Below are 26,380 nucleotides of genomic sequence, written 5' to 3' on the forward strand. Positions count from 1 at the left end.
CGGACGTGGATTGTGGGCTGCGCGGCCGCAGGCGGCAAGCAAAGTCCCGTCACGCGGCACCAGGATCATCCACGCATGGCGTGGATCTACCAGGCGGCTGCGGATCCAGTAGATCCACGCCATGCGTGGATGCGGAGCCTACGGTTCATCCAACGCCTCGAAACGCTCGGCAAGGTAATCGATCAATGCGCGAACCGCCGGCAGTAGCCCACGCCGCGACGGGAACACCGCGTGCACGATGCCGTGCTTCGGCACCCACTCCGGCAGCACCGGCACCAGCGCTCCCCTGTCCAGCTCGTCGGTGATCATCATCCGCGGCAGCATCAACAGCCCGACCCCGGCCACCGCCGCTGCGCGCAGCGCGATCATGTCATCGCTGACCAGCCGCGGGCGGTGATGCACGCTGGCCTGCACGTCGCCCGGCCCGGTGTACTCCCAGACGTGCTGCTGGCTGGGCGAGGCCAGGTCGACGGTCGGCATCATCGCCAGGTCGGCCGGCACCTGCGGCGTGCCCAGCCGCTGCAGCAGCGCCGGGCTGGCACTGGTGCACCACACCCGGCGCGCCAGCACGCGCACCACCAGGTCGCTGTCCTCCAGTGGCGGCGGCCGCACCCTTATCGCTACGTCCACACCCTCGCCCACCACGTCCACGCGGCGGTTGGTGGCGTCCAGCTGCACCGTCACCTGCGGGTACAGGGCCAGGAAGTCGGCCAGCATCGGGCCGATGCGCGCGTGCAGGATCGCGATCGGGCACGCCAGGCGGATCGTGCCGCGCGGCTCGGCGCGTGACATCGCGATGGCTTCTTCGGCTGCTTCAGCCTCGACCAGCATCGCCTTGCAATGGCGGTAGTAGTCCTGGCCGACCTCGGTGACCGAGAAGCGCCGGGTCGAACGCTGGATCAGGCGTACGCCCAGGCGTTCCTCCAGCAGCGCGATGCGCCGGCTCAGTTTCGACTTCGGCATGGCCAGCGCCCGGCCGGCCTGCGAGAAGCCACCGTGCTCGACCACCATGGCGAAATAGAACAGGTCGTTGAGGTCGCAACGGCGGATATCAGCGATGAACACGGGGCGATCTCCTGTGGCGCAAGGCGCGCACCCATTGTTCACCAGATAGGACTATGACGGCAAATATTGGCGTCTACCGACCCTATTGTCGCGGCGATATCGTCTCCCGCAACGAAGAACAGCGGCCGGCAGCCCCGGCCAGGAGATCGCCATGAAGCGTGTCACCGGCACCTACAGCGCCCCCCGCCCGCACTGGGTGGGCGACGGATTCCCCGCCCGCTCGATGTTTTCCTACAACACCCACGGCCAGCACCTGAGCCCGTTCCTGCTGCTGGACTACGCCGGCCCCTACACCTTCGCGCCCAGCGATACGCCGCGTGGCGTCGGCCAGCATCCGCACCGCGGTTTCGAGACGGTCACCATCGTCTATGAGGGCGAGGTCGCCCACCGCGATTCGACCGGGGCCGGCGGCACCATCGGCCCGGGTGACGTGCAGTGGATGACCGCGGCCTCCGGGATCCTCCACGAGGAGTTCCATACGCCGGAATTCAGCAGGCGCGGTGGCACGCTGGACATGGTGCAGCTGTGGGTCAATCTGCCGGCCCGGGACAAGATGGGTGCACCGGGCTACCAGACCCTGCTCGATGCAGACATTCCCTCGGTGGATCTGGCCGACGGCGCCGGACGCGTGCGGGTCATCGCCGGCCGCTTCGACGGCCACGCCGGCCCGGCGCGTACCCACACGCCGATGGATGTCTGGGACATCCGCCTGCAGCAGGGCCACCACGCCGAACTGCCGGTGGCCGATGGCCGCACGCTGGCGCTGGTAGTACTGAAGGGCACGGTCCGGATCAACGGCGGCCAGCCGGTCGGCGAGGCGCAGCTGGTCACCTTCGACCGCAGCGGCGAGGACGTGTTCGTCGACGCCGACAGCGACGCCACCGTGCTGCTGCTCAGCGGTGAGCCGATCGACGAGCCGGTGGTGGGCTATGGCCCCTTCGTGATGAACAGCCAGGCCGAGATCGCGCAGGCGGTCAACGACTTCAACAGCGGCCGCTTCGGCCGGATCGCGTACTGAACACCTCAATGCGGCGGGCTTCGACCCGCCGCAGCCACCGGGCCATCGCCCACTTCCCCAGGAGACTGACCATGAGTACCCCCGCCAACTTCAACGGTACCCGCCCGGTGATCGATCCGGACAACACCGCGATGCTGCTGATCGACCACCAGAGCGGCCTGTTCCAGACCATCGGTGACCTGCCGTTCACCAGCGTGCGCGCCCACGCCACCGCGCTTGCCAGGATGGCCACGCTGGCAAAGATGCCAGTGATCACCACCGCCTCTGTCCCGCAGGGCCCGAACGGGCCGCTGATCCCGGAGATCCACGACGCAGCCCCGCATGCCCAGTACGTGGCGCGCAAGGGTGAGATCAACGCCTGGGACAACCCGGAATTCGTTGCTGCGGTGAAGGCCAGCGGCCGCAGGCAGCTGATCATTGCCGGCACCATCACCAGCGTGTGCATGGCCTTCCCGTCGATCGCCGCCGTCGCCGATGGCTACCAGGTGTTCGCGGTGATCGATGCCTCGGGCACCTATTCGAAGATGGCCGAAGAGATCACCCTGGCCCGCGTGGTGCAGGCCGGCGTGGTACCGATGGACACCGCTGCGGTGGCCTCGGAGATCCAGCGCACCTGGAACCGCGACGATGCCCAGCAGTGGGCCGAGGTCTACACGAAGATCTTCCCGAACTACCAGTTGCTGATCGAAAGCTACCTGAAGGCGCAGGACGTGCAGAAGAACCAGGAGCAGCTGGATTCGCAGCGCAGCTGAGCTGCCCCCGGGTGCCAGCCCGCTGTCGGCACTCCTTTCAACCGGAGACCCATCATGTCCAGTGAACCGATCCGAGACCCGGCCAGCGATCATCTGCTGACGCCGCAGAATTCCACCTTCATCATCATCGACTACCAGCCGGTGCAGGTGAACTCCATCGCCTCGATGGACCGCCAGCTGCTGGTCAACAACATCGTCGGCACCGCCAGGGCCGCTGTGGCTTACGGTCTGCCGATCGTGCATTCGACGGTGAACGTCAAGACCGGCCTGAACAAGCCGCCGATTCCACAGCTGCGCAAGGTGCTGGGCGACTACCCCACCTACGACCGCACCACCATCAACTCCTGGGAGGACGTCGAGTTCCGCAGGGCGGTGGAAGCCACCGGCCGCCGCAAGCTGATCATGACCGCGCTGTGGACCGAGGCGTGCCTGACCTTCCCGGCCCTGGATGCGTTGAAGGAAGGCTATGAGGTGTATGTGGTGGTCGACGCCGTGGGCGGTACCTCGCTGGCGGCGCATGACGCGGCACTGCGCCGCATCGAACAGGCCGGTGGCCAGCTGATCAGCGTGCCGCAGCTGTTCTGCGAGCTGCAGCGCGACTGGGCGCGTTCGGAAACGATCCCCGCGTTCATGAACCTCTTCATTGAAACCGGGGGTACGGCGGGCATCCAGTTCTCGTACGATCGTACCGAGTGAATTCGTGGCGGCGCAGGCAGGTAGCCCGCGCCGTCTTTTGAAGCAGTCGAGCATGGCTCGACTCTACAGTTGGGTTGGTCGAGCATGGCTCGACTCTACAGATTGCAGGAGACCCTGATGGCCTACGCACGCATTGTTTCAACCGGCGACAACTACCTGCACCACATCAGCAATGGCGGCTTTGATGTGGATGCGGACGAGCCGGCATCGTTGGGCGGCCAGGGCAAGGGCTTCGCCCCGTTCGATCTGTACCTGGCCTCGCTGGCGGCCTGCACCGCCATCACCCTGCGCATGTATGCACAGCGCAAGGGCTGGGAACTGGGCGAGTTCCATGCCGAGCTGCGCTCGGAACGTGATGAGGATGGACGCTTCCACGTGCACCGCGTGCTGCATGCCAGCGCCGAGCTGAGCGATGCGCAGTGGCAGCGGTTGCTGGAGGTGGTGGAAAAGACCCCGGTGACGCTGGTGATGCGCGAAGGTGCACGCATCACCAGTGAGCGCGGGGTAGCAGCGTAACCCCATCCACGCGTGGCGTGGATCTACTGTAGAGCCACGCCCATGTTCAGCTCCTGGGCTGGAAGCCGGGCATGAGCCCGGCTCTACCGAAGGCTCAGCGCCGTGAATGCAGCACGGTGCGCTGGCGCATCGCGTTGAATTCCTGCTCCACCTGCTGGATGTCCTCGGCCTGGAACCCGGCCGCATCCAGCAGCTGGTCGGCGGCAGCCGCCGCCAGCGGATCATCGTCACGCTGGCGCCAGCAGCGCGCCGGCAGGAAATAGCCCACTTCGCTGCGCCCGCGCATGATCACCACCGGCCGGCCCGCATACAGCAGGAACTCGGCCAGGTGCTGGCGCAGGCCCTCCACTGAAACATAGGCCGGTCCAACACCCAGCATCTGGCTGGACGGTTCGGGACTCTCGAACAGCTTGCGACGGCTCATCCACTCCTCCTTTTGAACAACGCGTGGTCTCCTTTCCTTAGACGGGCGCATCGCTGCGCCCCCGCCACGTACTACGTGATCCGCATCACGCCGGCCACTCAGAACCCGGTATTGAACTCCAGCTGGAACACGTCGATCGACAGCGGTGCACCGGACACTTCCTTGGCCGCCATCCACTTGCCACTGATCCAGCTGCGCGCATCCAGCGCATAGGCACCGCCGACGTAGTAGCCGCGGGCGTTGGTGCCGCCGAGGTGGAAGTTCGGGTCGTTGTAGGCATCGGGCAGCGCGTCGGCCTCGATGTGCTTGTAGCCCAGCAGCGCCTGCCACTGGCCCTTCTCCTTCAGCTCGGTGGCACCGAAGGTGGCCTGCACCATCCACGCGGTGTCGCCGCTGCGGAAGGTATCGATGCTGGCGGTGCCACCGGCGCCGTAGTTGTTGACGATGCCGTTGTTGGCACGATTGAACATGGCCTGCTTGTCGTAGGCCAGGTTGCGGATGTAGTCGCCATCCAGGCGCAGGCCGACGCCCTGGGCCAGCTGCGTATCCCAGCGCAGGTTCAGCGTGGCCAGGCGGAACGCCGAGGCCAGGCCGACATACTGTGGGGTGGGCGTGTTGGCCGGGTCCAGCGGATTGCGCGCGATGTCGCGGATCAGCATCAGCGTGTTGCCCTTCTGCATGAACGCCGGGCGCGACCAGTCGGTGTCGCAGCCCACCGCACCCGCATACAGTGCGCACGGCGAGGACAGGCGGCCGCTGATGTTCTTGAAGTCGTAGTAACCCAGCGCAGCGCGCAGCGCGTTGTCGTCGTTGAAGCGCCAGTTCACGCCCACCTGCGCACCGGACAGCCACTTGTTCTCGTTCGGGGTCTTGACCCGGCTCTGGCTGGGCGAACTGTCGGAGGTGTATTCCAGCGGCACCACCGCGAGGTTACCGAACAGGTCGAGGTCGCCACCGTCGAAGTCATAATTGAGGTTGGCGGCCAGGCCATCGAAGTTGAGGTCGTTGGAGAACAGCGTGTCGCTGGTCCAGAACGGATTGCCGAAGCGGCCGCCACGCACCGTCACCCAGTCTGCCGGGCTGTAGGCCAGCCAGGCCTGGTCCAGCCACACGTCCTTCTTGCTCAGGCCGCCACCCAGCTGCTCGGTGGTCGACACCGGGCCATTGCTGCTGCCGCTGGCCAGGCGCACGCCGGCCGTGGTGTGCTGCCCGATCATCGCCTCGATGCCGAGGCGGGCGCGGATGCGCCACAGGTTGCGGCGGTCCTGGCGGGTGTTCAGCAGCGGCGGCAGCTGCAGGTTGGTGTTGGTGTTGGTGTCGAAACCGTTGCCGGAATTGATCGACGACCAGTTGCTCACGATGTCGCTGTTGCGTTCGGAGAAGAAGCGCGACTCGCTGCGCACGCGCATGTCACCGGTGACCTTGATGCGCTTGGTCCATTCGGCCACTTCGTTCGGTGCCGCCCAGCCTTCGGACTTGGCCTGCGCCATCACGTCCTGGCGCACTTCGTCACGGATACCGTCGCGCACGCTCTGCGGCACGTACGGCACGCGCACGTCACCAGCCTCCAGGGCCACGCCACCGCTGGCGGCGGCGCTGCCCGTGGCTGCAGTGCGCTGTGCGGCCGCTGCTTCGGCCTCGGCTTGTACCAGCAGCGCCTGCCCGTCTTCGGGTTTCAGTGCGCCGCTGGCGATCAGGCCCTTGATCAGCTTGACCATGGTGGTTTCGGCGGCCATCGCGCCGGCCGGGGCGGCCAGGCTGAGCAGCACGGCGCAGCACAGCAGCGCCCGTCGGGCCGGCCGCGGGCGGCGGGAGTCGGTTCGTGCGCGGACGTGGTCGTTCATCACGGTTCTCATCGAAAGAAGGGAAATCACGGAGGTCGGGAATCAGGCCCCGGGCCGGCGGCCCTGGATCAGGACGCGGGCGGGGAAATCAAGCGACGGCGGCGGTGCCTGGTCGACCTTGCCGATGCGACGCAGGGCATCGAGCACGGCCGCGTCGGCCTCCTCGTTGCCACTGCCGCGTACCAGCTCGACCTTCTCCAGACGGCCATCGCTGGCCAGCCATACGTTCACCTGCAGCTGGAATGCCAGGCGCTTGACCTTGTCGTCGCGCGAGATCGCCTGCTGCATCAGGTAGCCCAGGTAGCGACCGTAGGTGGCGTTGCCAGCACCACCACGGCCGACGCCGGATGAACCGCCGCCACTGCCGGACTGGATGCCGAAGTTGTCTCCGCCGGCCTGCGCATCGGCATTCATCGTCACCGGATCGCTGTTATCCGGTGTCGGCGTCGGCTCTTCGGCCGGCGTCGGCTGATCCAGCGGCTCCGGTTCGGGCATCGTCTCTTCCGGCGGCGTCTCCGGCTCCGGTGGTTTTTCCGGGGGCGGCGGGGGCGGCGGCGGAGGGGGTGGCAGCGCCAGCATCGGCGGCTGCACCACCGGCCGGCGGGTGCTGGCGGTGTCCTTGAACAGCAGCCACCACAGTGCGACGCCGAGCACCAGCAACGCGACCAGCACCAGCGCGACGGTCACCAGCAACGCGCGACCGCGCATGCCGGGCTCCGGTCGAGGGGGTTGATGGGCCGTCATGCCTCAGCCCTGCGCCTTGCCGGTGACCAGGCCCACCTGCGCCAGCTCCAGGCGCCGCAGCAGGTCCAGCACCTCGACCACGCGGGCGTACTGCACCTGCGCGTCACCGCGCACGATGACCGGGAAATCCGGCGTGGTCGCGCGTTCGGTACGCAGCCGGTCTTCCAGCTCGGCCATCGTCACCGGGTAGGCATCCAGGAACACCTGGCCACTGGGGTCGATGGTGATCGCCTTGGTCTTCGGCTTCTCCAGCGCGACACTGTTGCTGGCCTTCGGCAGGTTGACCTCGATGCCGGGAATGGAGGCGTTGCTGGTCAGGATGAAGATCACCAGCACCACCAGCAGCACGTCGACGAAGGGCGTCACGTTGATACCCTTCTCGCGCTTCTTGATGCCGAACTTCGCCTTCTGGCCCATGGCGCGCCCCTCAGCCCTGGACCGCGGCCGGGCCGCGCCCGTCCTGCTCTTCGGCCAGGCGCGCGGCGAACTCGTCGATGAACACCGCCATGTCCGCACCGATCGCTTCGGCACGCGCACCCAGGTAGTTGTAGCCGAACAGTGCCGGGATCGCGACGCCGAGGCCGGCAGCCGTACACAGCAGCGCCGCGGCCATGCCTGGCGCCACCGAGTTGATGTCCACCGCGCCGGCCATCGCCGCCACCACGAACACCAGCATGATGCCGATCACGGTGCCGAACAGGCCCACATACGGCGCACCTTCGATGGTGGTCGACAGCCAGTTCATGCGCCGCGCCATCGCTTCCTGCTCGCGCACCATCACCGCATCCATCGAGGCGCGGATCGCGGCGATGGTGGCGCCACTCAGGTAGCCACTGTTGCCGTCGCGCTGGTGGCGCTGCTGCATTTCATCGATGGCCACCTGGTAGATGCGCCACAACGACCCATCGTGCATAGCGGTCGGTGCCTTGCCCTGGCGATCCATGTCCGACAGGGTGCGCAGCGGCACGCCGGACAGCTTGCCGAAGCTCTCGGTGAATACCGCATTGGCCTTGCTGGTGCGGCCGAAGTGGCGGCTCTTGGCGATCATGATCGCCCACGACAGCAGCATCATCAGGCCGAGAATGGCGACCACCACCCAGGCATCGAACGGCATCGCCTTGAGGATGAAGGCGAAGTGGCTCTGGCCAGCCGACTGCTCGTCGGCACCGTAGCTGATCAGGCGCGAATCGGCGCCCTGCGCGGTGGCATCCGCCAGCAGCAGCGCCGCCGGGCGTGCCACCCGCGAGACGCGCAGCTCATCCAGCGCACCTTCGAAGTTGGCCAGCGGCTGCGCCGCACCCGGGGCATCGGCGCCGACCACCGGCGCCGTGCTCAGCGCCGGCAGCTCGCCACTCAGCCGGGCCACCACACGGCCGTTGAGGTACAACTGCAACGCGCCCTTCTCCGCCGTCAGCGCGACGTGCGCCCACTGCCCTTCCGGAATCGGCTGCGCAGGCGTACTGCGCTGGCCGTTGAGCTGCACGAACGGAACCCGGTTTTCGATACCCAGCACCAGCTCGGACGTGCCATCACGACGGGCGTAGATCGCCTGCGCGGCAGTGTTGCCGCCCGGCTTGATCCAGGCCGAAACGGTGAGCGGCGCACCCGCTTCCTGCGCCAGCGACGCGCTGGCGGGCAGTGGCAGCGGGCCCGCACCCAGCTGCACGCCACGACCGATCACCGCGCCCTCGGACGGCGGCACGACGGCACCGGCGTTGTTGCCGTAAGCGGTAGTGTCGCGCGCCGGCGCATTGGCCTCGGCAAAGTGGTAGACCAGCGTGTAATCCGGATCGAACACCTGCTGGCCGTTGCCGCTGGCCGGTGCCTTCTCATTGCCGTAGTACATCCAGATCGTCTGCGGCGCGGCGGCGCTGACTGCCGGCACGTCCACCCAGACCAGGGCCAGGCCCAGCTTGGGATCGAACTGTTCGATCTGATGGGCCAGCACGGTGCGGCCATCGCCCGACACGAAACGCAGGTCATTGCCCGCGTCCTGGGTACCGTCGAACCCGAAGTTGCCGGTATGCAGGCGCAGCAGCAGCGGCGTGCGGCCCGGGTCACCGGCCAGGCCCGCGCCCTGGGGGCCGGCGTCGACAGTGATCGGCTTGCGGTACTTCCATTCGGCCTGCCACCAATTGGCATCGGCCGCAGCAGCAGGCAACGCAACCAGCGCGGCCAGCAGCAGCAACACTCGGGAAAGCAAACGGTCCATGCGAAGGGTCTCCGGAGAACGCATGTTCAAGGGAAGGGTCAGTAACTGGTGCTGATGTTGAAATGCAGGCGCGGGTCGTCCTTGCGCGTGACCGGGCCATCGTCATAGGGCCAGGCGTAGTCCAGGCGCAGCTGCAGGTGCTCGCCCAGGCGCAGCTGCGCGCCCAGGCCGACCGAGGCCAGGTTGTACTTGTCACGCTGTTCGGGCAGTGGCTGGCGCAGGCGCAGGTAGGCGGCGTCTGCAAAGCTGTAGACGCGCAGATCAGTGCCGCTCCACAGCGACCACGCCGGGGTGCGCCATTCCAGGCTGGCCAGGCCGCCGTAGTCGCCGATCGCCTCGGCCGACAGATAGCCGCGCACGGTGTACATGCCACCGGCGGCGAACTGCTCGGCCGACACCAGCGGCGCGTCGGTCACCTGCAGCGAGCCACGCGCGTACCACTGCCAGTCGTTGCCGAAGGTATGGGTGTTGGCCACGTCGGCCTTGAAGGCCACGAAGCTCGGGTCGGCCCAATAGCGCTTCTGGCCGAAGGCGGTGGCGTCGCTGCCGTAGCCGAACAGGCGGCGGGTGCCGGCCACCAGCTGGGTATTGATGCTCAGCTGATCCTGTTCGCCCTGGCGCACGCCCACGAAGGCCAGCGTGATCGGCGCGTACTTCAACGGTGTCTTCAGGCTGTCCTTGCCCATCTGGGTGTCTTCCTCGGTGTCCTTGAAATCCACACCAAGGCTGAGCTGGCGCCACCACTGGCTGCTGCCGGCAAGGCGATAGTTGAGCTTGAGGCCGATCGAGTGACCGTTGCCGATCACGTTGGTACCGGTGCCGGTACCCACCTGCCCACCCGCGTTCAGCACGCGGCTGTCGGACTTGTAGCCGGACGCTTCCAGACTCCACGGCGTGCCTTCGAACGGCATCGTGTACCAGGCCGAGAACACCTTGGCCTGCTTCGTGTCTTCCGGCGCCAGGTACACGCCGATGTTGGCGCTGTGCCCACGCTTCCACAGGTTGTCGTAGGCCAGCGATGCACTCAGGCGCAGCTTCTCGGTGTCGGCGCTGTGGTCGTTGTTGAGCGCCGCACTGGCGCGCCACGGCGACTTCTCCTCGACCTGCAGGTCCACGTCCATCGTGCCCGGCACCTGGCCTTCGCGCACCAGGGGCATCACCTGGCGACGTCCGCCTTCATTGAGCGCGGTCAGTTCCTTCTGCGCCTGGTCGAAATCAGGCACCCTGCCCTCGGCGAGCGCCGGCACGCGTTCGCGGATGCGTTCGGGCGACTCGTGGCGGGTGCCGACCACGCGCAGCTGGCCGATCGGCGTCTGCTGCACCTTCAGCAGCACCACGCCACCACTGACCTGCTGCTCGGGAAGCTCGACGTAGACCGACTGGTAGCCGGCCTGCTGGTAGAGCGCATGGACCGCATCGCGCGCCTTCTCGACATCGGCCAGGGTCTTGCCCGGGCCGAGGAACGGCTCCACCGCGCGTTCGATCTGGCGCGGATCGAGCACGGTGTTGCCGCGCACGATGTATTCATTGATGTTCACGCTGGGCGCAGGCGCCGCCTCCTGCGCGAACAATGGCAGCGGCATCGCGGCCAGGGCCAGCACCAGCGGATGCAGGCGCAGCGGAAGGCGGACGGCTCGGCACGGAACAGGAGTCATCGAAGGCATCGCGTCGTATCGAAGGGAGTGGCCAGGGAGCGGCGCGTGGGTCTACCAACAGGACGTGCACGTCGCGTCAAAACCGCCAACAGTTTTGTGACAGCACTGTCATCTTTTGACAGCGCCGGAACATTCGCGGGCGGAGACTGCCCTCGCCACACGTCTTCATTGCAGAGCGTCGGTTGTCGCAGGAGATTCGAGATGAGTGAGCCGTTGAAGGCGGGCGTTCGCCCTGCCCTCGCCCTTGGCTTGTTGCTGGCGTTGCCATCGGCCTGGGCCGACGAGGCGAAGAAGCAGGACGATGCCGCGCCGTGCATCGAAGTACAGGTCAACGGCGAGCGCATCCCCGCCTGGGAGTGCCTGCAACGCAAACTGGCCCCGGTGCCGAAATCGGCGAAGTCACCGGCGCTGCCTGAAGCCGAACGCCTGATGCGGCAGCCCGGCAACCAGCTGATGCAGTACAACCTGGAGGGCACGCGACAGCGCATGGGTGATGCCTTCGGGCAGTCGGTGGTGCCGCAGCGACCGGCGCGCTGAACCGGCGCAGCTGTAGAGCCTGGCCCGCGCTCAGCAGGTTTCTGTAGAGTCGAGCCATGCTCGACTGTTCTTCCAGACGCAGCCGGGCGTGGGCTCGGCGCTACGGAGCGCCACCCTGCGGAACGGCCGGCACGATGCCATCGCTCGGTACCGGCGGCAGCGCGGGCACCGGCAGGCTGCGCGATTGCCCCGCCTGGTTCAGTTCCACCGCGTTGGCGCTGATGCTGGCCAGCACCGTACAGGGCCCCAACCGCTGGCCCGGCGCGTAGGCTTCGGCAGGACGACCATCCACCGAAAGCAGCGCCAGCGGCGCGTGGTCGCCGGCCATCACGCCCAGCACGACCACCTCGGTCTGCACCGCACCAGGCGACAGCAGCCGCACCAGCGGCAGGCTGGCCACCGCATCGAACAGCGGCCGTGCCGGCGCCTCGGCATGCGCTTCGCTGGCGGCCGCCGCAGGCGCCACCGCAGACAGGGTGACGCTCCAATAGGCCACCACGGCCAGCAGCAGCGTTGCCGCCAGCAGGGTCAACATCCGATTCCGATCCCAGCGCCTGCCGTCCATGTTCCGCATCATCGCCACGTTCGTGTCCGCCTACGCTAGCAGGTGCGGCTGACGCTTTTGTTTCATCATGCGGGCCTACGCTGGCACGTATCGGCAAGGGACAGGAGGCGATGTCGATGCGACGCATCCCGCGTGGTTTCACCCTGCTGGAACTGATGGTGGTGCTGGTGATCATCGGCATCTGCACGGCGGGCATCGGCCTGGGCCTGGGCAGCCTGCTCGACCCCGCGCGCCAGCTGCGGCAGGAAGGCGAGCGACTGGCGCAGCGCCTGCAGGTGGCGCGCGACGAGGCCCGCATCGATGGCCGCCCCCTGCGCTGGCAGGCCGACGCCGCCGGCTACCGGTTCAGCCGCCGCGATGGTGCCCGTTGGGTCGATGTGCAGCGCGACGACCTGCTGCGCCCCCAGCCCTGGCAACCGGCGGGCATCGTGGTGCAGCCGGCCACGCCGATTGAACTGAGCCCGGAGTGGATCGGCGTGGCATGGGAACTGACGTTGTCGTTGCAGGGCCGCCAGCTGCGTCTTCGTGATGATGGCAGCGGACAGTTGCAGGTCGTGCAGTGAAGCGGAACATGCGCGGATTCACCCTGATCGAGGTGCTGATCGCACTGGCGATCGTTTCGATTGCGCTGGCTGCGGTCATGCGCTCGGTGGCGGTGGCCACCGACGATCAGTCGCGCCTGCGCGACCGTCGCCTGGCGCTGTTGTGCGCGCAGGACCGCTGGCAGGAACTGCGCCTGGCCGGGCAGCCGCCGCGGGATGCGCGACTGCGCTGCGTGCAGGGGCGCAGCACGTTCCTGGTGCTGCAACATCTCGGCACCGGCAGCGACAGCCAGCTGCAACTGGAACTGAGCGTGGTGGCCGAAGATGCACCGCGGCAGTCGCTGGCCCGGATGCAGCTGCCGTGGACCGCCACGCAATGAAGCGGGTCGCGCGCGGCTTCACCCTTATCGAGGTGATGATCGCGATCACCATCATGGGCGTGCTTGCACTGATCTGCTGGCGTGCGCTGGACAGCGTGGCCAGCAGCGACCAGCGCCTGCGCCGGGCCGATGCCGAGACCACGACGGCGCTGCGCGTACTGCAGCAGTTCCAGCGCGATATCGAAATGCGTGCCGACGACGCGCTGATGAACGGCGCGGTGCGCCCGGCAGATCGTCCGCAGCGACTGCTGCCCCCTTCGCTGGTGAGCGAACGGCATCCGGATGGCAGCTTTGCGCTGGAAATCACCCGCAGCGTAGACAGTGATGGGCTGCGCTGGCAGCGGGTGCGCTGGTGGCGGCAGGGCAACACGCTGTGGCGGGCCAGTGGCGCGGCCACGGACCGCTATCCCCTGCCCGCACCGGAGCCGTCGAAGGGCATTGCGGTGGCCAGGGATGTGCAGCGGTTCGAAGTGCGCGCCTGGCAGCCCGGAGCCGGTTGGGCGACGCTGCCGAGCGAGGGCGAGGTGCTGCCGGCCACCGGGCTGGAGCTGCGGTTTGGCCTGCGCGATGGGCGTGGGCCGCTGAGCTACCGGCGGGTGCTGGAGCTTTAGGGCGCTTTCCTGCAGCGCATCCACGCATGGCGTGGATCTACTGCCGAGCTGCTTCTACTGCGGAGCCTGCTCTGGTGGGTGCCGACCGTTGGTCGGCACTGAGGCTGGCCCAGCCATCCACGCATGGCGTGGATCTACCGCAGGGCCTGCTCCAGGCATGGCGTGGATCCCCTGCCCTCCTGCCGCCGGGCGCACTCCTGCGCCCGGCGGCGCCGTGTTGGTGATCCTCACCGCTGATGGCCGCTCCCTGCCCTCCGTGCCGTCCTGGCTGGGGCCGCCACCGTTCCCTGGCGGCTGGCCCGATGCTGTCGGTTCCTGCAGTTCAGCTGCATCCACGCATGGCGTGGATCTACTACCGGCCACGTTCGGCAGCATTGTGTGCCGACCAAGGTCGGCACCTACCGGGATCGTGCGATGCCTACCGGCGCTGCGTGCCGTCGTCGCGGCTGGCCTGCGGGAACTGGAAAGCACTGTTGGCGTCGTAACCGCTGTTGGCGGTGGTGCCACGCGCCGGTGGGTTGATGCTGCTTGTGCCGCTGCCGAAGCCCAGGATCTGCACACTGATCACCGACGGCTGGTTGCGCCGTGCCTCGTCCTGGCTCTTGCGCATCACATCCTGTGCCGCCTGGCTGGCGCTGTTGGCTGCCGCACTGGCCGAGGCCAGCGCATTGACATTCACCGATGCCAGCACCGGCAGGCCCTTGCTCTCGCCCTGTACCTGGATGTTGGCCGCGTTGAGCACCTGCAGCGCGGCCAGGTTGATGTTGCCGGAGACGCGGATACCGGCCTCGCCCGCGTCGATGGTGCCCAGCGGCGCGATCAGGTCGACGTCGCCCGGCGGTACTTCGGGAATTGGATTCAGCGTCGCAAAGCCGGCGCCGGTGGCCGGTGCCTGCGGCGACAGCAGCACATTGCCCCAGTTGTCGTAGATCCGTCGCGGCGGCGTATACAGCAGCGTGGTGCGAGAACCGCGACCGGCATTGATGTCGCCCTGCTCCGTCCAGGCCAGGATGTCACCACCGAAGGCCGTCATGACACGCGACAGGCCCAACAGCACGCTGTCCTGGCTGAACAGTCGGATGTCGCCCTGGCCCTGCGTGATGAGGCCAGAGCTGGCCGGCGGCACTTCACCGGCAACGCCCAGCACGATCTGCCCTCCCGGCGCCATCAGCTCGATGTTGCCACCCGCCTCGGTGCGCACGCCGGAGCCACCGTACATCACGATATCGCCGGTGCGCTGGATCGTCGCTCCCGTTGCATCCTTGTCCGGCATCAGCGTGGCAATGACCTCGCGTCCACGCAGATAGGAACCAACGCGCGGCCCGGTCCGATCGTTGTACTCGCGGCCACCCTCGCGCAGTTCTGCATAGTAGACCTGGCGCAGGAAGATGCGCTGCTGTTCCTGCGGCAAGCGGTCGAACGCAGCCAGGGCCTCGGCGCCATCGACGGCCAGGCCGAAGCGCTGCTGCAGCCACTGCTTCAGCTCCTTGTCGTAGATCTTCACCGCCTTGCCGGGCTGCGATGCCAGCGACTGCGCCGGATCGGCGAGGTTGGCCGGATCCAGGTAGCGGGCGCGCACGGCGTCGAACGCGATGGACTGGTTGCCGGCGGTCACTGCAATGCTGGCACCCGGCCGGGTGTCGCCCTGGATCAGGCCGCCACGGCTCACGATGCTGCCACTGTCTTCCTGGCGGAGCTGGCGGCCTGCGCTGACATCGACATTCCCTGGGCCGAACACGGTCACGTTGGTGTGCACGATGTCGCGACCCGCCTGTACAACCGTCATGTCCGTGCTGCCATTGTTCAGCGCCATCACTGCACTGCCGAGGATGTCCGTACCCGCGCGCAGCTGGACCGGCGCGGCCACGTCGTACCAGGTGGCAACCGTGCGCATCATCTCCGGGCTGGTGCCCAACGCCCATTCGCCGCCGGTACGCAGGCCGATGATGTCGCCACTGCCGGCGTAGAAGCGGTTCGGCTGCGTCCCACCGGATCGCGGCGTACTCAGCATCGGCCGGTTCGGACCAAAGGCGAACAGCGGGCTGGCGTCCGCGCTTCCTGCCTGGTACGGCACCACCGTGCCATCCTGCGACAGATTGGTCAGCCGCAGCGTACCGCCGGCGGTGAAGGCGCTGAACGCCGGATCAAACGGCGATGGCAGACGGGTGTCAGCACCGGAACTGCTGATCGCCGGCGCATCGCTGGTGGCCAGGATCGAGCGGCCGGCAAGCATCTGCAGGTTGCCGTTGGCACCCGGTGCCGTCAGCAGCACGCTCGACGCATCGGCGCGCGACAACTTGATGTCGCCGCTCGCAGCCACTACCTGCAGTCGCGAAGGATAGATCCAATAGGTGGCGCCGCTGACGGTCCGTTCCGCATTGCCATCGCCTATGGGTTCAATGGTCCGCTGCGCGATCGGCACCACATCGCCGCCGGCAGAGAACAGGTTGATGGCCGTCGACGGTGTCCAGAGCGAGAATCCGCCAACACCCAGCAGTCGCGTGCCGTCATCTGCGGTCACCACGTTCCCATTGAACAACCTCACCCGGCCGGCGTCGGCGGCGCCCGAGAGCACCACGTCGCCGCGTGCCCTCAGATCCGCGACCGAATCTCCCAGCACCAGCACCGGCCCACCCATGGCTGCACTGGTGGTCGAACGATAGGGGTCCATCGTGCGCAGGCCGTTGGCGATGGCCTGGTAGTCGTTCGGCCCCACGGCGCTGCCGCCGATCCGGGCTGCCTCGACGCTGAGATGGCCACGCAGATTCACCAGCGTGCCGTTGAGCTCGAGATTCTGCTGGTTCTGGGCCTGCGAGTAGGAAGTGGCAGCCAGCAGCGGATTCAGTGCACCGGCACTGCGCAGGCGCAGATCGCCGCCACCGGTCTGCACCAGGCGGCCATCGTCGACACGACCGGTCGAAGCTACTGCCGCATTGATCGCCGTCGAATAGCGTCCACCGCCGAGCACTCCCTGTGCATCACCCTTGGCCGCCGTGACGCCCGCGTTGCGTCCCGCTTCGATATCCACATTGCCACCACCCAGCGTGCCGATTCCGGTGAATCCAACCATGCGTGGCGTCGACGTCGCCGTCGTTCCCGTGATCGCATAGGTACCGAAGTTGACCCACCAGCTGCTCGCCACCGGTTCCACGCCGGCCACATTGCCGGTGCCCTGCCGCCACAACCACCCACCGACGGCACTGCTGGCGCTGTCCGCCTTGTCACGATCGGTACCTGCGGACGACTGGGTCGCCCAGGTTGCCCCGGTCACGTCGCGGCCGGCAATCACGCTCAGATTGCCACCGTGGTCGGGATACCACGCGCGGTAGGCGGCCAGCGCCGCATCATAGTCACCGGTGGCCTGCTGCAGGCCCAGCAGCGCGCTGCGCCCGTTCAGGGGACTGCGCTCGGACTGGAAGCGCTCGTCATGTCCGTTGCCCAACGATGCAGGCGTGCCTGCCGTGTACACACCGAAGACCGAACGCATCTGCACATCCCGCGCCGCCAGCAGCTGCAGATCGCCGGTGCCGGTACGCAACACACTCCACATCGGCGTGCCATGCCGTGGCGGGCCCATCGTAGTGACTTCGCGCGTCTCGCCCGGCATCAGACAGTAGCCATCGCTGAGCTGCCCGCAGATGGCTTCCTCGGTCATGCCGATCATCTCGCCGAACTCCCTGACGCTGGTTCCCGCGAGGGACGGATCGCCCGCCAGTTCCTCCGCGCCCAGTTCGGTGAAGATGTACGGCGAGGTGATGCAGCTTGCAGCCACGCTGCACAGTGCATCCTCGTCACGCCCCAGGTGCGCGGCCAGGTCCTTGATCGTCCGGCCCACCCAGGAGCCGTCAACCCCCAGGCGTTGCGCGCCGTCCGCGGTCAACAGCCGGTCGCGGATGAACTTCATCTGCTTGCTGGCATCGCGGATCGCACCATAGTGCGTGTCGGACAGGGTCAGGTCACCGCTTGCACCGAAGCGGCGCGCACGCGGGTCTGCGGCGTCCGTGTCGGCGCCGGCGACGAGCGACACGTCCCAGGAGCTGGTGCCTTCGGGCAGCATCTGCGCCAACGCCCAGTTGCGCCCCTGGCGTCCATCGCTGCCGGTCGGCCGCAGTTTGATCGGCGTGCCCCCTGGCAGTTTGACCGTGGCCATCGAGGGAATGAGTGCGCCGCGCGCCAACGGCGTGCGCGCGGCCAGGCGCAGCTCGATCGGCAACGGCACGCCGGCCGGCCAGGTGTGCGCGGCAACGTTGGCTTCCCCGCGAAGCTGGAAGCCCGCAGACAGCTTTGCTCCGGCCGGCACCGACAGCGCTTGCGCCAGCACGGTGCCTGCCGGATGCACCTGGCCATCAACGAGCGTGACCGCCGCCGGCAGCACAGTACCTGCGGGCAACACCAGGGGCCCGGTCAGCGTCATGTCGACCGGCAACGTCGTGCCCGCCGGCAACTTCACTGCCTGCACCTGGATGGCGTAGTTCAGCACCGCGCTGGCCGGGAACCGGGTGCCGATGTCCAGCACGACGCCATCGCCGGGAACCACCAGGTCAGCACCGAACGGGGTGACACCCAGGCCGAACACCGCGCCCTCGACCAGTTGCCAGCCCGCATCATCCGGGCTGGTCGGCGGCGGCGCAAAGCCGTCGTTGATGCTGCCGTAGACATTCAGGTCGCCCGCCGCACGCAGGCGCAGCGCACCAGCTTCACCGAATCCGCGGCGTGCTGGATCCAGGCGGTTGGATTGCGGCCCATAGCGGTAGCCGGACAGGTCAAGATCACCACTGACGGTCAGGTCGCCCTCGGGATTGGCGGCCGACGCCACGCCAATGACGTCCACGCCCGGACGCAGGCGCACGCTACCCAGGGCAGCCAGGCGCGCCGACAGATCAGTGTTGGCCAGCGCCGCGTTCATCCAGGCCGTACTGGCCGGATCCACCACGGTATCCAGCCAGGTCTGCGTGACCATCTGTGAGCGATGCCCGTTAACATCCGGCGTGGTCGCCAGCGGTGCATCCTCGTAACGACGTACCGCGGTGACGAACACGTCGCGTGCGCCCGCCACCTGCAACCCTGCATCGCTGCGGATCGCTGCATCCGATCCGCCACTGCGCGGCACGTTCAGCGCGAGCGTACCGCGCGCCCGTCCATCGTTCTGTCCCGGCACCGTGCCCACCGCGACGCCGGTGCCGCTGCGCAGGTCGATCCTGGCAGCAGGGCCGAGTGCCAGCGTCCCCGTGCGGCTTTCCAGCTCGACAATGGCACGGTTGGGGCTGTCGATGATGCCGCCGTAGCTGTCCACACGCAGCGCGGTGCCATGCGCATCCAGCGTGCCATCCACCTGCAGGCCGTCACGCGCCGCCAGGCGGATGCTGCCCACCTGCTCACCACTGGCGTCGATTCGCCCGCCAACCCGCAGTGCGCCACCATCGACACTGATATCGACCTTGCGTGCCTTCACCTCGTCGCCGATCAGAAGGTCGCCCTGCTTGAGCTGGAAGCTGCGTGCGCCGGTCACGCCGTCGCGGGTCAGGCGTTGGTTCAGACCGCTGAAATCCTGCAGTTGCTGCGCACGGACCACCAGTTCGCCGCTGTCGTAGGGCACCACGCTGCCGCCCATGTCCTGGCGGCCCGAGGCCTGGCCAAGTATCCGGCCAGCCAGGTCGACGCGCCCGTCGCCGGCACCGAGTGCGGTCACGGTCAGGCGGCCGGCACGATTGTTGCGGGCAGACAGATCGATGCGCGATGCCACGTCGGTCTGCACGCTGCCGTCGCCTGCGGTCAGCACCGCATCGCCGCCCCAACTGTAGTTGTCGACGTCAAACAGGCTGACCTTGCGCCCTGAAAGGTCCAGGTCGGCGCTGCTGCCCAGGCGCAATGAATGGTCGGCGCTGGCCGACAACCGGCCGGAAGCAAGCGCGAACCGCGTATCCAGCACGATGTTGCCGGCGCGCAGGTCGAGCTCGGCGCCCAGTGCGTCGGCGCTGCCACCGGCAGCGGTGCTGTGCGCGGCCAGTGTGCCTCCGGTCTTCATCGACAGCTTGGCACCGGCCTCACCGGTGACCAGCGGCGCCTGGATGTCCAGGTTGCCACCGCTGAAGGCCCAGCCCTTGCCCGCCTCGTAGTCGCCTTGGCGCTGGTAGACCGCCAGATCGCCGCTACCGGCAAACACCAGCTGGCGCGAGGCCTGCAGGCTCACTCCGGCAAAGCCCAGCACCTGGCGCCCGGCCAGGGCTTCCGACGAAGGACGCGAGCGCGGCGACGGCGCCAATCGCAGCGTATCGGTGATGATCTCCAGTTGCCCGCTGCCCAACCGGTTGGCGATCGCGGGCCCGACCGGCTGTGCCTTCGCATCACCCAGCACCGACGAAGCGCCCTGCTGCCCGGACCAGGTCAGTTCCGCAGCAAAGATGCGCGCGCGATCATTGCTGTCGCCATAACCGTGGATTGCCGGTGCGCCCAGCACCAGGCTGCGCAGGTTCGGCTTGCCCGTGGCCGCATCCCGTGTATCCAGATCCACACTGCCGAATACGTTGATCGCCTCAGCCGCATTCAGGCGCAGGGTCTCCAGCGCAGGCGCGCCGACGGCTGTATTGCCACGCAGCAGATCACGCAGGACCTGCTGGTTGAGCATCAGGCCCGGTGGCAGCGCCGATGCCCCTGCCGCGCGGGCGATGGCCTCGGCCGTACCCAGGTTGATGTTGCCCATGCCCAGCGCCAGCTCGCGTGTGCCGTACACGGCGCCCTCGCGCAGCTGCAGCTGCCCACTCGATGCAACATTGATGCTTCCCTCCGACACCAGCCGGGCCTGGCCGGCGCAGGTGACCCCCGGATCACAGGCGCCAATGTCGATGTCGACGCGGGTTCCGGTCGTTCCAGTCGCCGGTGCCAGTACTTCGGGGTGGTCATTGGAGACGGCCAACAGCCCGCCACCCACCTGGTAGACATAGCCCAGGCTTGAAGGCAGGCCGGCGGCGCCAAGGCCGATCGTATCGATTCCCGCCCCGGCCTCGATCACGATGCCGCGCCCACCGTCAACCGCACCAATCAGGACTTCCGGCGCGCGCAGTACGGCGCCGCTGCGCACCACCACGTCCTGGCCAACGCCCATGACATCAATGGTGGACGGCGCAACCGAACGTACCCGCGCGTTGATGACCAGTCGCGAAGGCTGCAGCGCATTGAGCGCGTCGGCTTCGATGGTCGCACCCTGCCGGTCTGCAGCAGCTTTGCCGCCCGCTGCGATGATCTCCAGCGCGCCGACCTGGCTGATGCGTGCAACCTCCACGCTGCCCCCCATGCCGCCACTGCCGGCGGCGGGCTGGAAGCGTGCCTCACCCTCGAAGCGCAGCGCAGAGGTTCCCTGACGGCCGGCACCTGCGCCGAGCTCAAGCCGCAGCATGCCCGCATCGACCGTCTGCCACCCGCGCGGCAGGCCCAGTCGCTGCGCGCTGGCGGCCACGAAGGCGTTGTAACTGGTTTCGTTGTATCCGGAGTGCCGTCGCACGGCCGCAGCCGGGGTCAGCAACAGGTCCGTCAGCAACGGTGACACCGCACCGCCCAGTGCATTGGTGCGATGGCCGGCGACCCGCCATGAGCCGGTCCCGGTGGCCAGCGCGGTTGTGGTGCCGGTCGCGCCACTGGCGCCCAGCTCGACCCGGAACGCGCCTGGCTGCAACGCAAAGCTGGCGGGCAGCAGCGTATAGGTACCCGCTGCCAGACCCGGTACACCCGTGGGCACCACGACCTGCTGGCCCACCGCCGGATCGGCCGAGCCATCGGACAGGCCCAGCGGGGCAGCGCTGCCTGCAAAGCCCGGCAGGATGGCGTAGACCTCATTGCCCGACTGGCTGAAGCCATAGCGCGGATTCGCATCGGCCAATGCATTCCGCAGGATGTCCACCGAACCGCCACGGCCACTGACAAAGGCCGCACCGGTCAGCTCCCCTCCTCCGGACATGTCCAGCACCGCACCCGGTGCCACCGCGGTCTCGCTGCTGACCAGGCGGATGCCGACCGGCAACGCGCCACCGCCTACATTCCTCGGCGCAACGGTTGCACCCTCCAGGCGCCATTGGATGCCATCCACCGTGCCACCGTAGGGCAGGCTCAGGCCGGCGCCGCTGGTCGAGGTCACGCTCCCCGGCAGCAACGAGATACGGGAGGCCAGGACGCTGTTGCTGTCGGTACCACCCAGCACAATGCTGCCCATCGGTGCGCGCACCACGCCCGCCTGCTCGACGGTCGCTGCGGTGAGCATCAGGCTGCCCAGCGCCGACGGAGGCGTGATCGGTGCAGCGCCCCCCAGGCCATTGATGCGCAGCACGCCGGCCGCATCCTTCCAGCGTGGATCGGACGAGACGGCGACCGGATCCAAGCCGGCGCCGAGGCGACCGGACGCACCGGCCACCGGATAGATCTGTGCCGCGGTGACCTCCATGCGCCGCGCTGCAAGCAGCTCGGCATCGATCGCACCCGCACGGGGGTTGCCCTTCAGGAGCCGCACATCACCGCTGCTGTGCAGGGCCACGTCGTCAAACCCATCCAGCCGCACGGTGTCGCGCACATCGATCAGCTGCGCGTCGGCCTGCAGTCGGTGCTGCCGTGCCGATGCCAGTGGCACGTCGGCGCTGCCCACGGTGGTTTCGCCGGGTATCACGGCCCAACTCGGGCTGGACAGCTTCAGATAGGGCGCCTGCAGGGTGATGGTTCGGGCCGCTGCCGCACCCGGCATGATGCCGACGGAGCCTGCCAGGCGCAGGCTCTGGCCCATCCGCAGGTCGATGTCGCCTTCGCTGCGCACCGCAGTGAACAGCGACAGGTTGTCGAACCCACCGTCGCGGATCTGCTCCACCGACAACCTCGCATCGCCGTATGCGGGCGTCGCCGGGATGGGCTTCTCCTCCCGTTTCTGGCTGAGGGCGAGGAATCTGGGTGCCCGCACCAGAGCGCTTGCGTTGGGTGCGTAGACACCGCCGCCGAAGGCGATGCCCAGGGTGCCGCCGCGCGCACCTGCACCACCGGCCGCGGCTTGCAGGTTGCCCTGCAGGTAAAGCGCATTGGCCGAGCGCAGCACGATCTCGCCACCATCGCTGTCCACCTGCTGCGTGCCTTGGCCGTCGATATGCAACGCCGTTGAACTGCCGTCGGCACGCAACCGCGCGCCCCGCTCAACCACGATGAACGCATCCACCGGACGATCGCTGACGTCGCCGGCACCTTCCCAGTCCAGGGCACCCCCAATCTCGATGCTGCCGCCCTTGCGCACCAGCCCGCGCAGCCGCTGTGCTGAATCCTTCACGCTGAAGGCATCGCCACTGACATCCAGTTCCGCCCCCTCCGCGATGCGATAGGTGCGGCTGTTGGGCTGTCCGTCGAACAGATCGATGGCCGTGCGCACGTCATCCAGCCGGATCCGGCCGCCGGCCGCGTGCAGGCGCCCCTCCACGGCGATGTTGCCTGCACCCCGCAGTTCAATGGACTGTGCCGGATCAACCTGCACGCTTGCACCCTTGCCGATGCGCAGATCACCGCCACGGTTACCGAACTGCGAGCGCAGCAGGAGACCCGCACCGGAACGCTGGCTGATGCGGCCACTCACCGGATCGGCACTGTAAAGCGGGGCCAACCATGCCTGCACCGCGCCCTCGCGGGTAACGGCCTTCAGCGCGTCGCTGGCCAGGCGCAGGCCCGGCATGACCACCTCGATCTGCGCACCATCGGCCACTTCCAGACCCTGCTGTGCATTGATGTCGTACTGGCTGAAACCGCTGCCGAACAGCGCGCTGCGCAGCGTCAGCACGCCGGGCGCCTGGTCGTCACCACCAATGCGGATGTGCCCGCCATCCGTCAGCGACAGGCTGCCACTGCCTTGGCCCAGCGCGCTGATGCGTGCGTCCTCGGCCAACGTCAGCCGGCCAACTTCCCCTCCAGCGTTGTCCAGAGTGTTGGCCTGCAGGCTGACGCTGCCGCCCTTGCCGATGCGCGCCTTTCCAGCACTGTCGACACGGCCGCCGGCGTCAACACTCAGTTCGCTGCCACGCCCGACCACCACGTCATGGCTGTTCTCCAGCTGCAGGCGACCGCCATCGCTCCACGCCTGGCCCTGCGCCGCGCTGGGGTCCAGCAGCAGATTGCTCCAACGGCCGGCAAGGTCGATGCGTGCACCGTCGACGATCTCCACCCGTCCACGCCCAGCCTGAAGCAGCGGAGTGACAGGGTTGCCAGCCACGGCCAGCAGATTGCCGGCCCGCAGCTGACCACCGGCAATGCCGATATCACCGCCCAGGCGAACGTCGCTGGCGGTCAGCACCAGCTGCCCGCCATCCTGCAGGCGCAGCTTCCCATCGATGGCGATGCTGCCGGCGGTGGCCAGGTCCAGGCGCCACCATTGCTGTTCGCTCAGGCGGCCCGCGTCCAGCCACAGGGTGTTGCGCTGCTGAACCGGGATCGGTGCCTGCAGTGTCCAGTCAGCGACGGGCACCGCACCTTGAACGACGCGCACCTGGGTATCAAAGACCGCAGTGCGCCCCGCGTTGTCATAGCGCCCCAGCCACAGCTGTGCATTGCGTGCCACTGCCGTCTGTGCCTGCGCGTAGCCATCCTTGCCCTGGTCCGGTGCCTTGGCCTGTTGTGCGCCCTGGAACGCCTGGGTGTTGATGTCACCCTGCAGCACCACAGTCGGCGCGGAGACCACCAGCCGGCCGGCATCACGCCCGACGGTATAGCCGTTGTCGACCCGTTCGCCCGGCGCCACCAGCGGATTGCGGAAGGCCTCATTGACGCCCCAGCGCTGGTGATCGACCTCGAATCCCTTGTACAGGCCGGCGTACTGCATCTCCGCCGGCGCGTCGTCCAGGCGGTACAGCTGCCCATCGGTGCCGCGCAGCCAGCTCTGCTTGATCACGCCGGACTGCACATCCAGGCTGCCACCGGCCAGGTTGATCTTCGACCCACCATGGGTCACCACTTCGCTGCCGCCCAGCTGCACGGTGCCGCCCTGGGCCGCCCATTCGCCGATCGAGTGGCCCTGGTTGTCCAGGTAGCCGCCCACTTCCAGCAGGCCGCCACCGGCGTACCAGCGGTCAGCAGCATAGCCGCCGGTACCGGCCGCGACGTGCTGCAGTTCGCGACGATCGATCCAGACCTCGCTGCTGATCAGCGCGCCATTGTCGCGGTTGTCCGGCGAATCGCGCAGTTCGTTGCCCTGCACCTTCACCTGCACATTGTTGCTTTCCATCGCCACGCGCACACCCACCGCGCCGGAGACATCGACCTGCGCCGCGTTGCCCACGTAGCTGCGACGCGCCGCGTCGCTGACCACCTGGCCACCGGTCGCCAGGGTCAACGAGCCATCCTTGAAATTGATGTCGCCACCGGAGACGATCTCCACGCGCGACTGGTCACGACGGTCCTGCAGCCGCGACAGGTTGTCGAACGTGCCAGCACTGCTTGCCGCGCGCAGCACATCCTGCTCCGCCGAGGACTTGATCAACGCGTCACGCTGGCTGTCCAGCACCACGCTCTTGCCATCGTCCTCGATCAGCACTGCGGTGGTCGCGCCCGAGTTCAGCGTCACCTGGCCCTGGCGGTCACTGATCGCGTTGAGCAGATGGATGGTGCCGCGCTGGCCCAGCGTGGTGGTGGCGACGGCAACGCCGGCCTGCTCGACCCTGCGCCCGGCCAGGGTGATGTCGCCCTCGCGCGCCTGGATCAGGCCGCTGTTGCGCACGTCGCCAGCGCTGCTGCCCTGCACGAAGCGTGGTGCGATCTCATTGCCGGCCGTGGTCGACGCGGTGTTCTGCGCGGTGCCGACACCGCGACGGATCACGAAACTGTCGCCCGCCGCCAACTGTGCCTGGCCCTTGCGCGTCTCGATCTGCCCGGCATTCTCCACGCTGCTGCCGGCCAGCAGCACATAGCCGCCGCCGCGGGTGGCGCTTGATGGCTCGTGGGTGGCGATGCGTGCGCCCTGCTCCACCATCACCTTGCCGAAGGCTTCGGTCAGCGCGGCGGTGGTGCCGTCGGCACTGAACAGGCCGTTGTCGCGGAACTGCCCATCGCTGATGCGTGCGGCAGCGGCGACAAGGTTACGGACGTTGACCTGGCTGTTGTTGCCGAACACCACACCATTACGGTTGGCCACGAACACCGTGCCATTGGCCTTCAGCTGGCCGAGGATCTGGCTGGGCCGGGCATTGGGGTCGTTGACCCTGTTCAACACCGCCCAATCCGGATTCTGCTGGAAGCTCAGCGTGGTGTTGCCACCGATGTTGAAGGTTTCCCAGTTCAGGATTGCCTTGTCCGCCGTCTGCTCCACGCTCACCTGGACCCGGCCATCGCTGCCCTGGGACTGGATCGCCTCGCGCGCATTCAACCAGCCGCGGGTCAGCGGGTTCTCATCGACTTTCAGGCCGTCCTTGCCCAGCCCGTCGGCCACGATGAAGCCGGCCTCCCGACGCGCCTGCCGGGCCTGTTCCTGTAGCCGCTGCTGCAGCGCGATGGCTTGCGCGGCGGTTCCGAGGTTGTCGATGGACTGTTGCAGCTTCTGGCGTGCGGCGTCCTGCTGCTGCGCTGGCAACTGGAACTGGATCGGCACCCCGTTGGGCATGCGCCCGCTCTGCGCCGCCGCGCCCTGGGCCGCACCGCGATCAGCGAACCAGCCCGGGCTGAACGCCTGCTGGGCCTGGCTGGCGGGGGCGATCACCGTACCCAGCGCGACCGCGACGGCCCACGCCATCGGGTGACTGCGGCGCAGCATGGACGGACGGGAAACGGTCGTGAGCGCGTGCGACATCTGAACCTCGTCAACCTGATTGGGCGGCCGCA

At 67.9% G+C, this 26,380-nt stretch carries 17 protein-coding genes; 8 read left to right on the forward strand and 9 right to left on the reverse strand.

The window, feature by feature from the left end; translation table 11 throughout:
• Nucleotides 1-138: 138 nt before the first annotated feature.
• Nucleotides 139-1,065, reverse strand: coding sequence for a LysR family transcriptional regulator (locus ACZK1G_RS12680; protein WP_049444718.1), 927 nt, complete (start codon nt 1,063-1,065; stop codon nt 139-141).
• A gap of 151 nt (nt 1,066-1,216) precedes the next feature.
• Here ACZK1G_RS12680 and ACZK1G_RS12685 point away from each other — a divergent pair, with 151 nt between their 5' ends.
• The 4 genes from ACZK1G_RS12685 to ACZK1G_RS12700 all read left to right on the forward strand — a co-directional run bounded on the left by ACZK1G_RS12685 (nt 1,217) and on the right by ACZK1G_RS12700 (nt 4,047).
• Complete coding sequence (locus ACZK1G_RS12685) at nt 1,217-2,083, forward strand: pirin family protein (protein ID WP_049444720.1); 867 nt, start codon at nt 1,217-1,219, stop codon at nt 2,081-2,083.
• 71 nt (nt 2,084-2,154) lie between these two features.
• On the forward strand, nt 2,155-2,835 hold the full coding sequence (locus tag ACZK1G_RS12690) for a hydrolase (RefSeq protein ID WP_101765572.1): 681 nt from the start codon (nt 2,155-2,157) through the stop codon (nt 2,833-2,835).
• A gap of 54 nt (nt 2,836-2,889) precedes the next feature.
• Nucleotides 2,890-3,531, forward strand: a complete 642-nt coding sequence (locus ACZK1G_RS12695; RefSeq protein ID WP_101765573.1) for a hydrolase — start codon at nt 2,890-2,892, stop codon at nt 3,529-3,531.
• Nucleotides 3,532-3,648: 117 nt separating this feature from the next.
• Entirely contained in the window at nt 3,649-4,047 is a 399-nt protein-coding gene (locus ACZK1G_RS12700; protein ID WP_049444727.1) for an OsmC family protein, read from the forward strand.
• 94 nt (nt 4,048-4,141) lie between these two features.
• On the opposite strand, the gene ACZK1G_RS12705 is transcribed toward ACZK1G_RS12700, so the two are convergent.
• The 6 genes from ACZK1G_RS12705 to ACZK1G_RS12730 form a co-directional block, all read right to left on the reverse strand.
• The gene (locus ACZK1G_RS12705) at nt 4,142-4,471 is read right to left on the reverse strand and encodes a hypothetical protein (protein ID WP_005409871.1); all 330 of its coding nucleotides are present in this window, start codon (nt 4,469-4,471) and stop codon (nt 4,142-4,144) included.
• A gap of 98 nt (nt 4,472-4,569) precedes the next feature.
• Nucleotides 4,570-6,315, reverse strand: coding sequence for a putative porin (locus tag ACZK1G_RS12710; RefSeq protein ID WP_049444729.1), 1,746 nt, complete (start codon nt 6,313-6,315; stop codon nt 4,570-4,572).
• Nucleotides 6,316-6,357: 42 nt separating this feature from the next.
• Entirely contained in the window at nt 6,358-7,023 is a 666-nt protein-coding gene (gene tolA / locus ACZK1G_RS12715; protein WP_049444731.1) for a cell envelope integrity protein TolA, read from the reverse strand.
• A gap of 39 nt (nt 7,024-7,062) precedes the next feature.
• Nucleotides 7,063-7,476 (reverse strand): ExbD/TolR family protein, encoded by a 414-nt coding sequence (locus ACZK1G_RS12720; protein ID WP_005409874.1) that lies wholly within the window; start codon nt 7,474-7,476, stop codon nt 7,063-7,065.
• A 10-nt stretch (nt 7,477-7,486) separates the two neighbouring features.
• Nucleotides 7,487-9,271: a DUF2341 domain-containing protein gene (locus ACZK1G_RS12725; RefSeq protein WP_101765574.1), complete on the reverse strand. Its 1,785-nt coding sequence runs from the start codon at nt 9,269-9,271 to the stop codon at nt 7,487-7,489.
• A gap of 38 nt (nt 9,272-9,309) precedes the next feature.
• Nucleotides 9,310-10,926 (reverse strand): ShlB/FhaC/HecB family hemolysin secretion/activation protein, encoded by a 1,617-nt coding sequence (locus ACZK1G_RS12730; protein WP_101765575.1) that lies wholly within the window; start codon nt 10,924-10,926, stop codon nt 9,310-9,312.
• A 201-nt stretch (nt 10,927-11,127) separates the two neighbouring features.
• On the opposite strand from ACZK1G_RS12730, the gene ACZK1G_RS12735 reads away from it, so the two are divergent.
• The gene (locus ACZK1G_RS12735) at nt 11,128-11,463 is read left to right on the forward strand and encodes a hypothetical protein (RefSeq protein WP_101765576.1); all 336 of its coding nucleotides are present in this window, start codon (nt 11,128-11,130) and stop codon (nt 11,461-11,463) included.
• A gap of 100 nt (nt 11,464-11,563) precedes the next feature.
• Here ACZK1G_RS12735 and ACZK1G_RS12740 read toward each other — a convergent pair whose 3' ends face one another.
• On the reverse strand, nt 11,564-12,040 hold the full coding sequence (locus tag ACZK1G_RS12740; RefSeq protein ID WP_182474383.1) for a general secretion pathway protein: 477 nt from the start codon (nt 12,038-12,040) through the stop codon (nt 11,564-11,566).
• 104 nt (nt 12,041-12,144) lie between these two features.
• Here ACZK1G_RS12740 and gspH point away from each other — a divergent pair, with 104 nt between their 5' ends.
• Genes gspH through ACZK1G_RS12755 form a run of 3 tightly spaced genes read left to right on the forward strand, consistent with a single transcriptional unit; the run spans nt 12,145 to nt 13,561 of the window.
• Nucleotides 12,145-12,591 carry a type II secretion system minor pseudopilin GspH gene (gspH, locus tag ACZK1G_RS12745; RefSeq protein ID WP_101766412.1) on the forward strand — a complete coding sequence of 149 codons (447 nt, stop codon included), beginning with the start codon at nt 12,145-12,147 and terminating at the stop codon, nt 12,589-12,591.
• Nucleotides 12,592-12,599: 8 nt separating this feature from the next.
• Complete coding sequence (gene gspI, locus ACZK1G_RS12750; RefSeq protein ID WP_233490770.1) at nt 12,600-12,950, forward strand: type II secretion system minor pseudopilin GspI; 351 nt, start codon at nt 12,600-12,602, stop codon at nt 12,948-12,950.
• Nucleotides 12,947-13,561 (forward strand): prepilin-type N-terminal cleavage/methylation domain-containing protein, encoded by a 615-nt coding sequence (locus ACZK1G_RS12755; protein WP_049444741.1) that lies wholly within the window; start codon nt 12,947-12,949, stop codon nt 13,559-13,561. The genes gspI and ACZK1G_RS12755 overlap by 4 nt, the downstream gene beginning before the upstream one ends.
• A gap of 418 nt (nt 13,562-13,979) precedes the next feature.
• Here the strand turns inward: ACZK1G_RS12755 and ACZK1G_RS12760 are convergent, their stop codons facing one another.
• Entirely contained in the window at nt 13,980-26,348 is a 12,369-nt protein-coding gene (locus ACZK1G_RS12760) for a filamentous haemagglutinin family protein (protein ID WP_101766413.1), read from the reverse strand.
• Nucleotides 26,349-26,380 lie beyond the last annotated feature (32 nt).

This window comes from Stenotrophomonas sp. 109824_Sma (assembly GCF_056480025.1).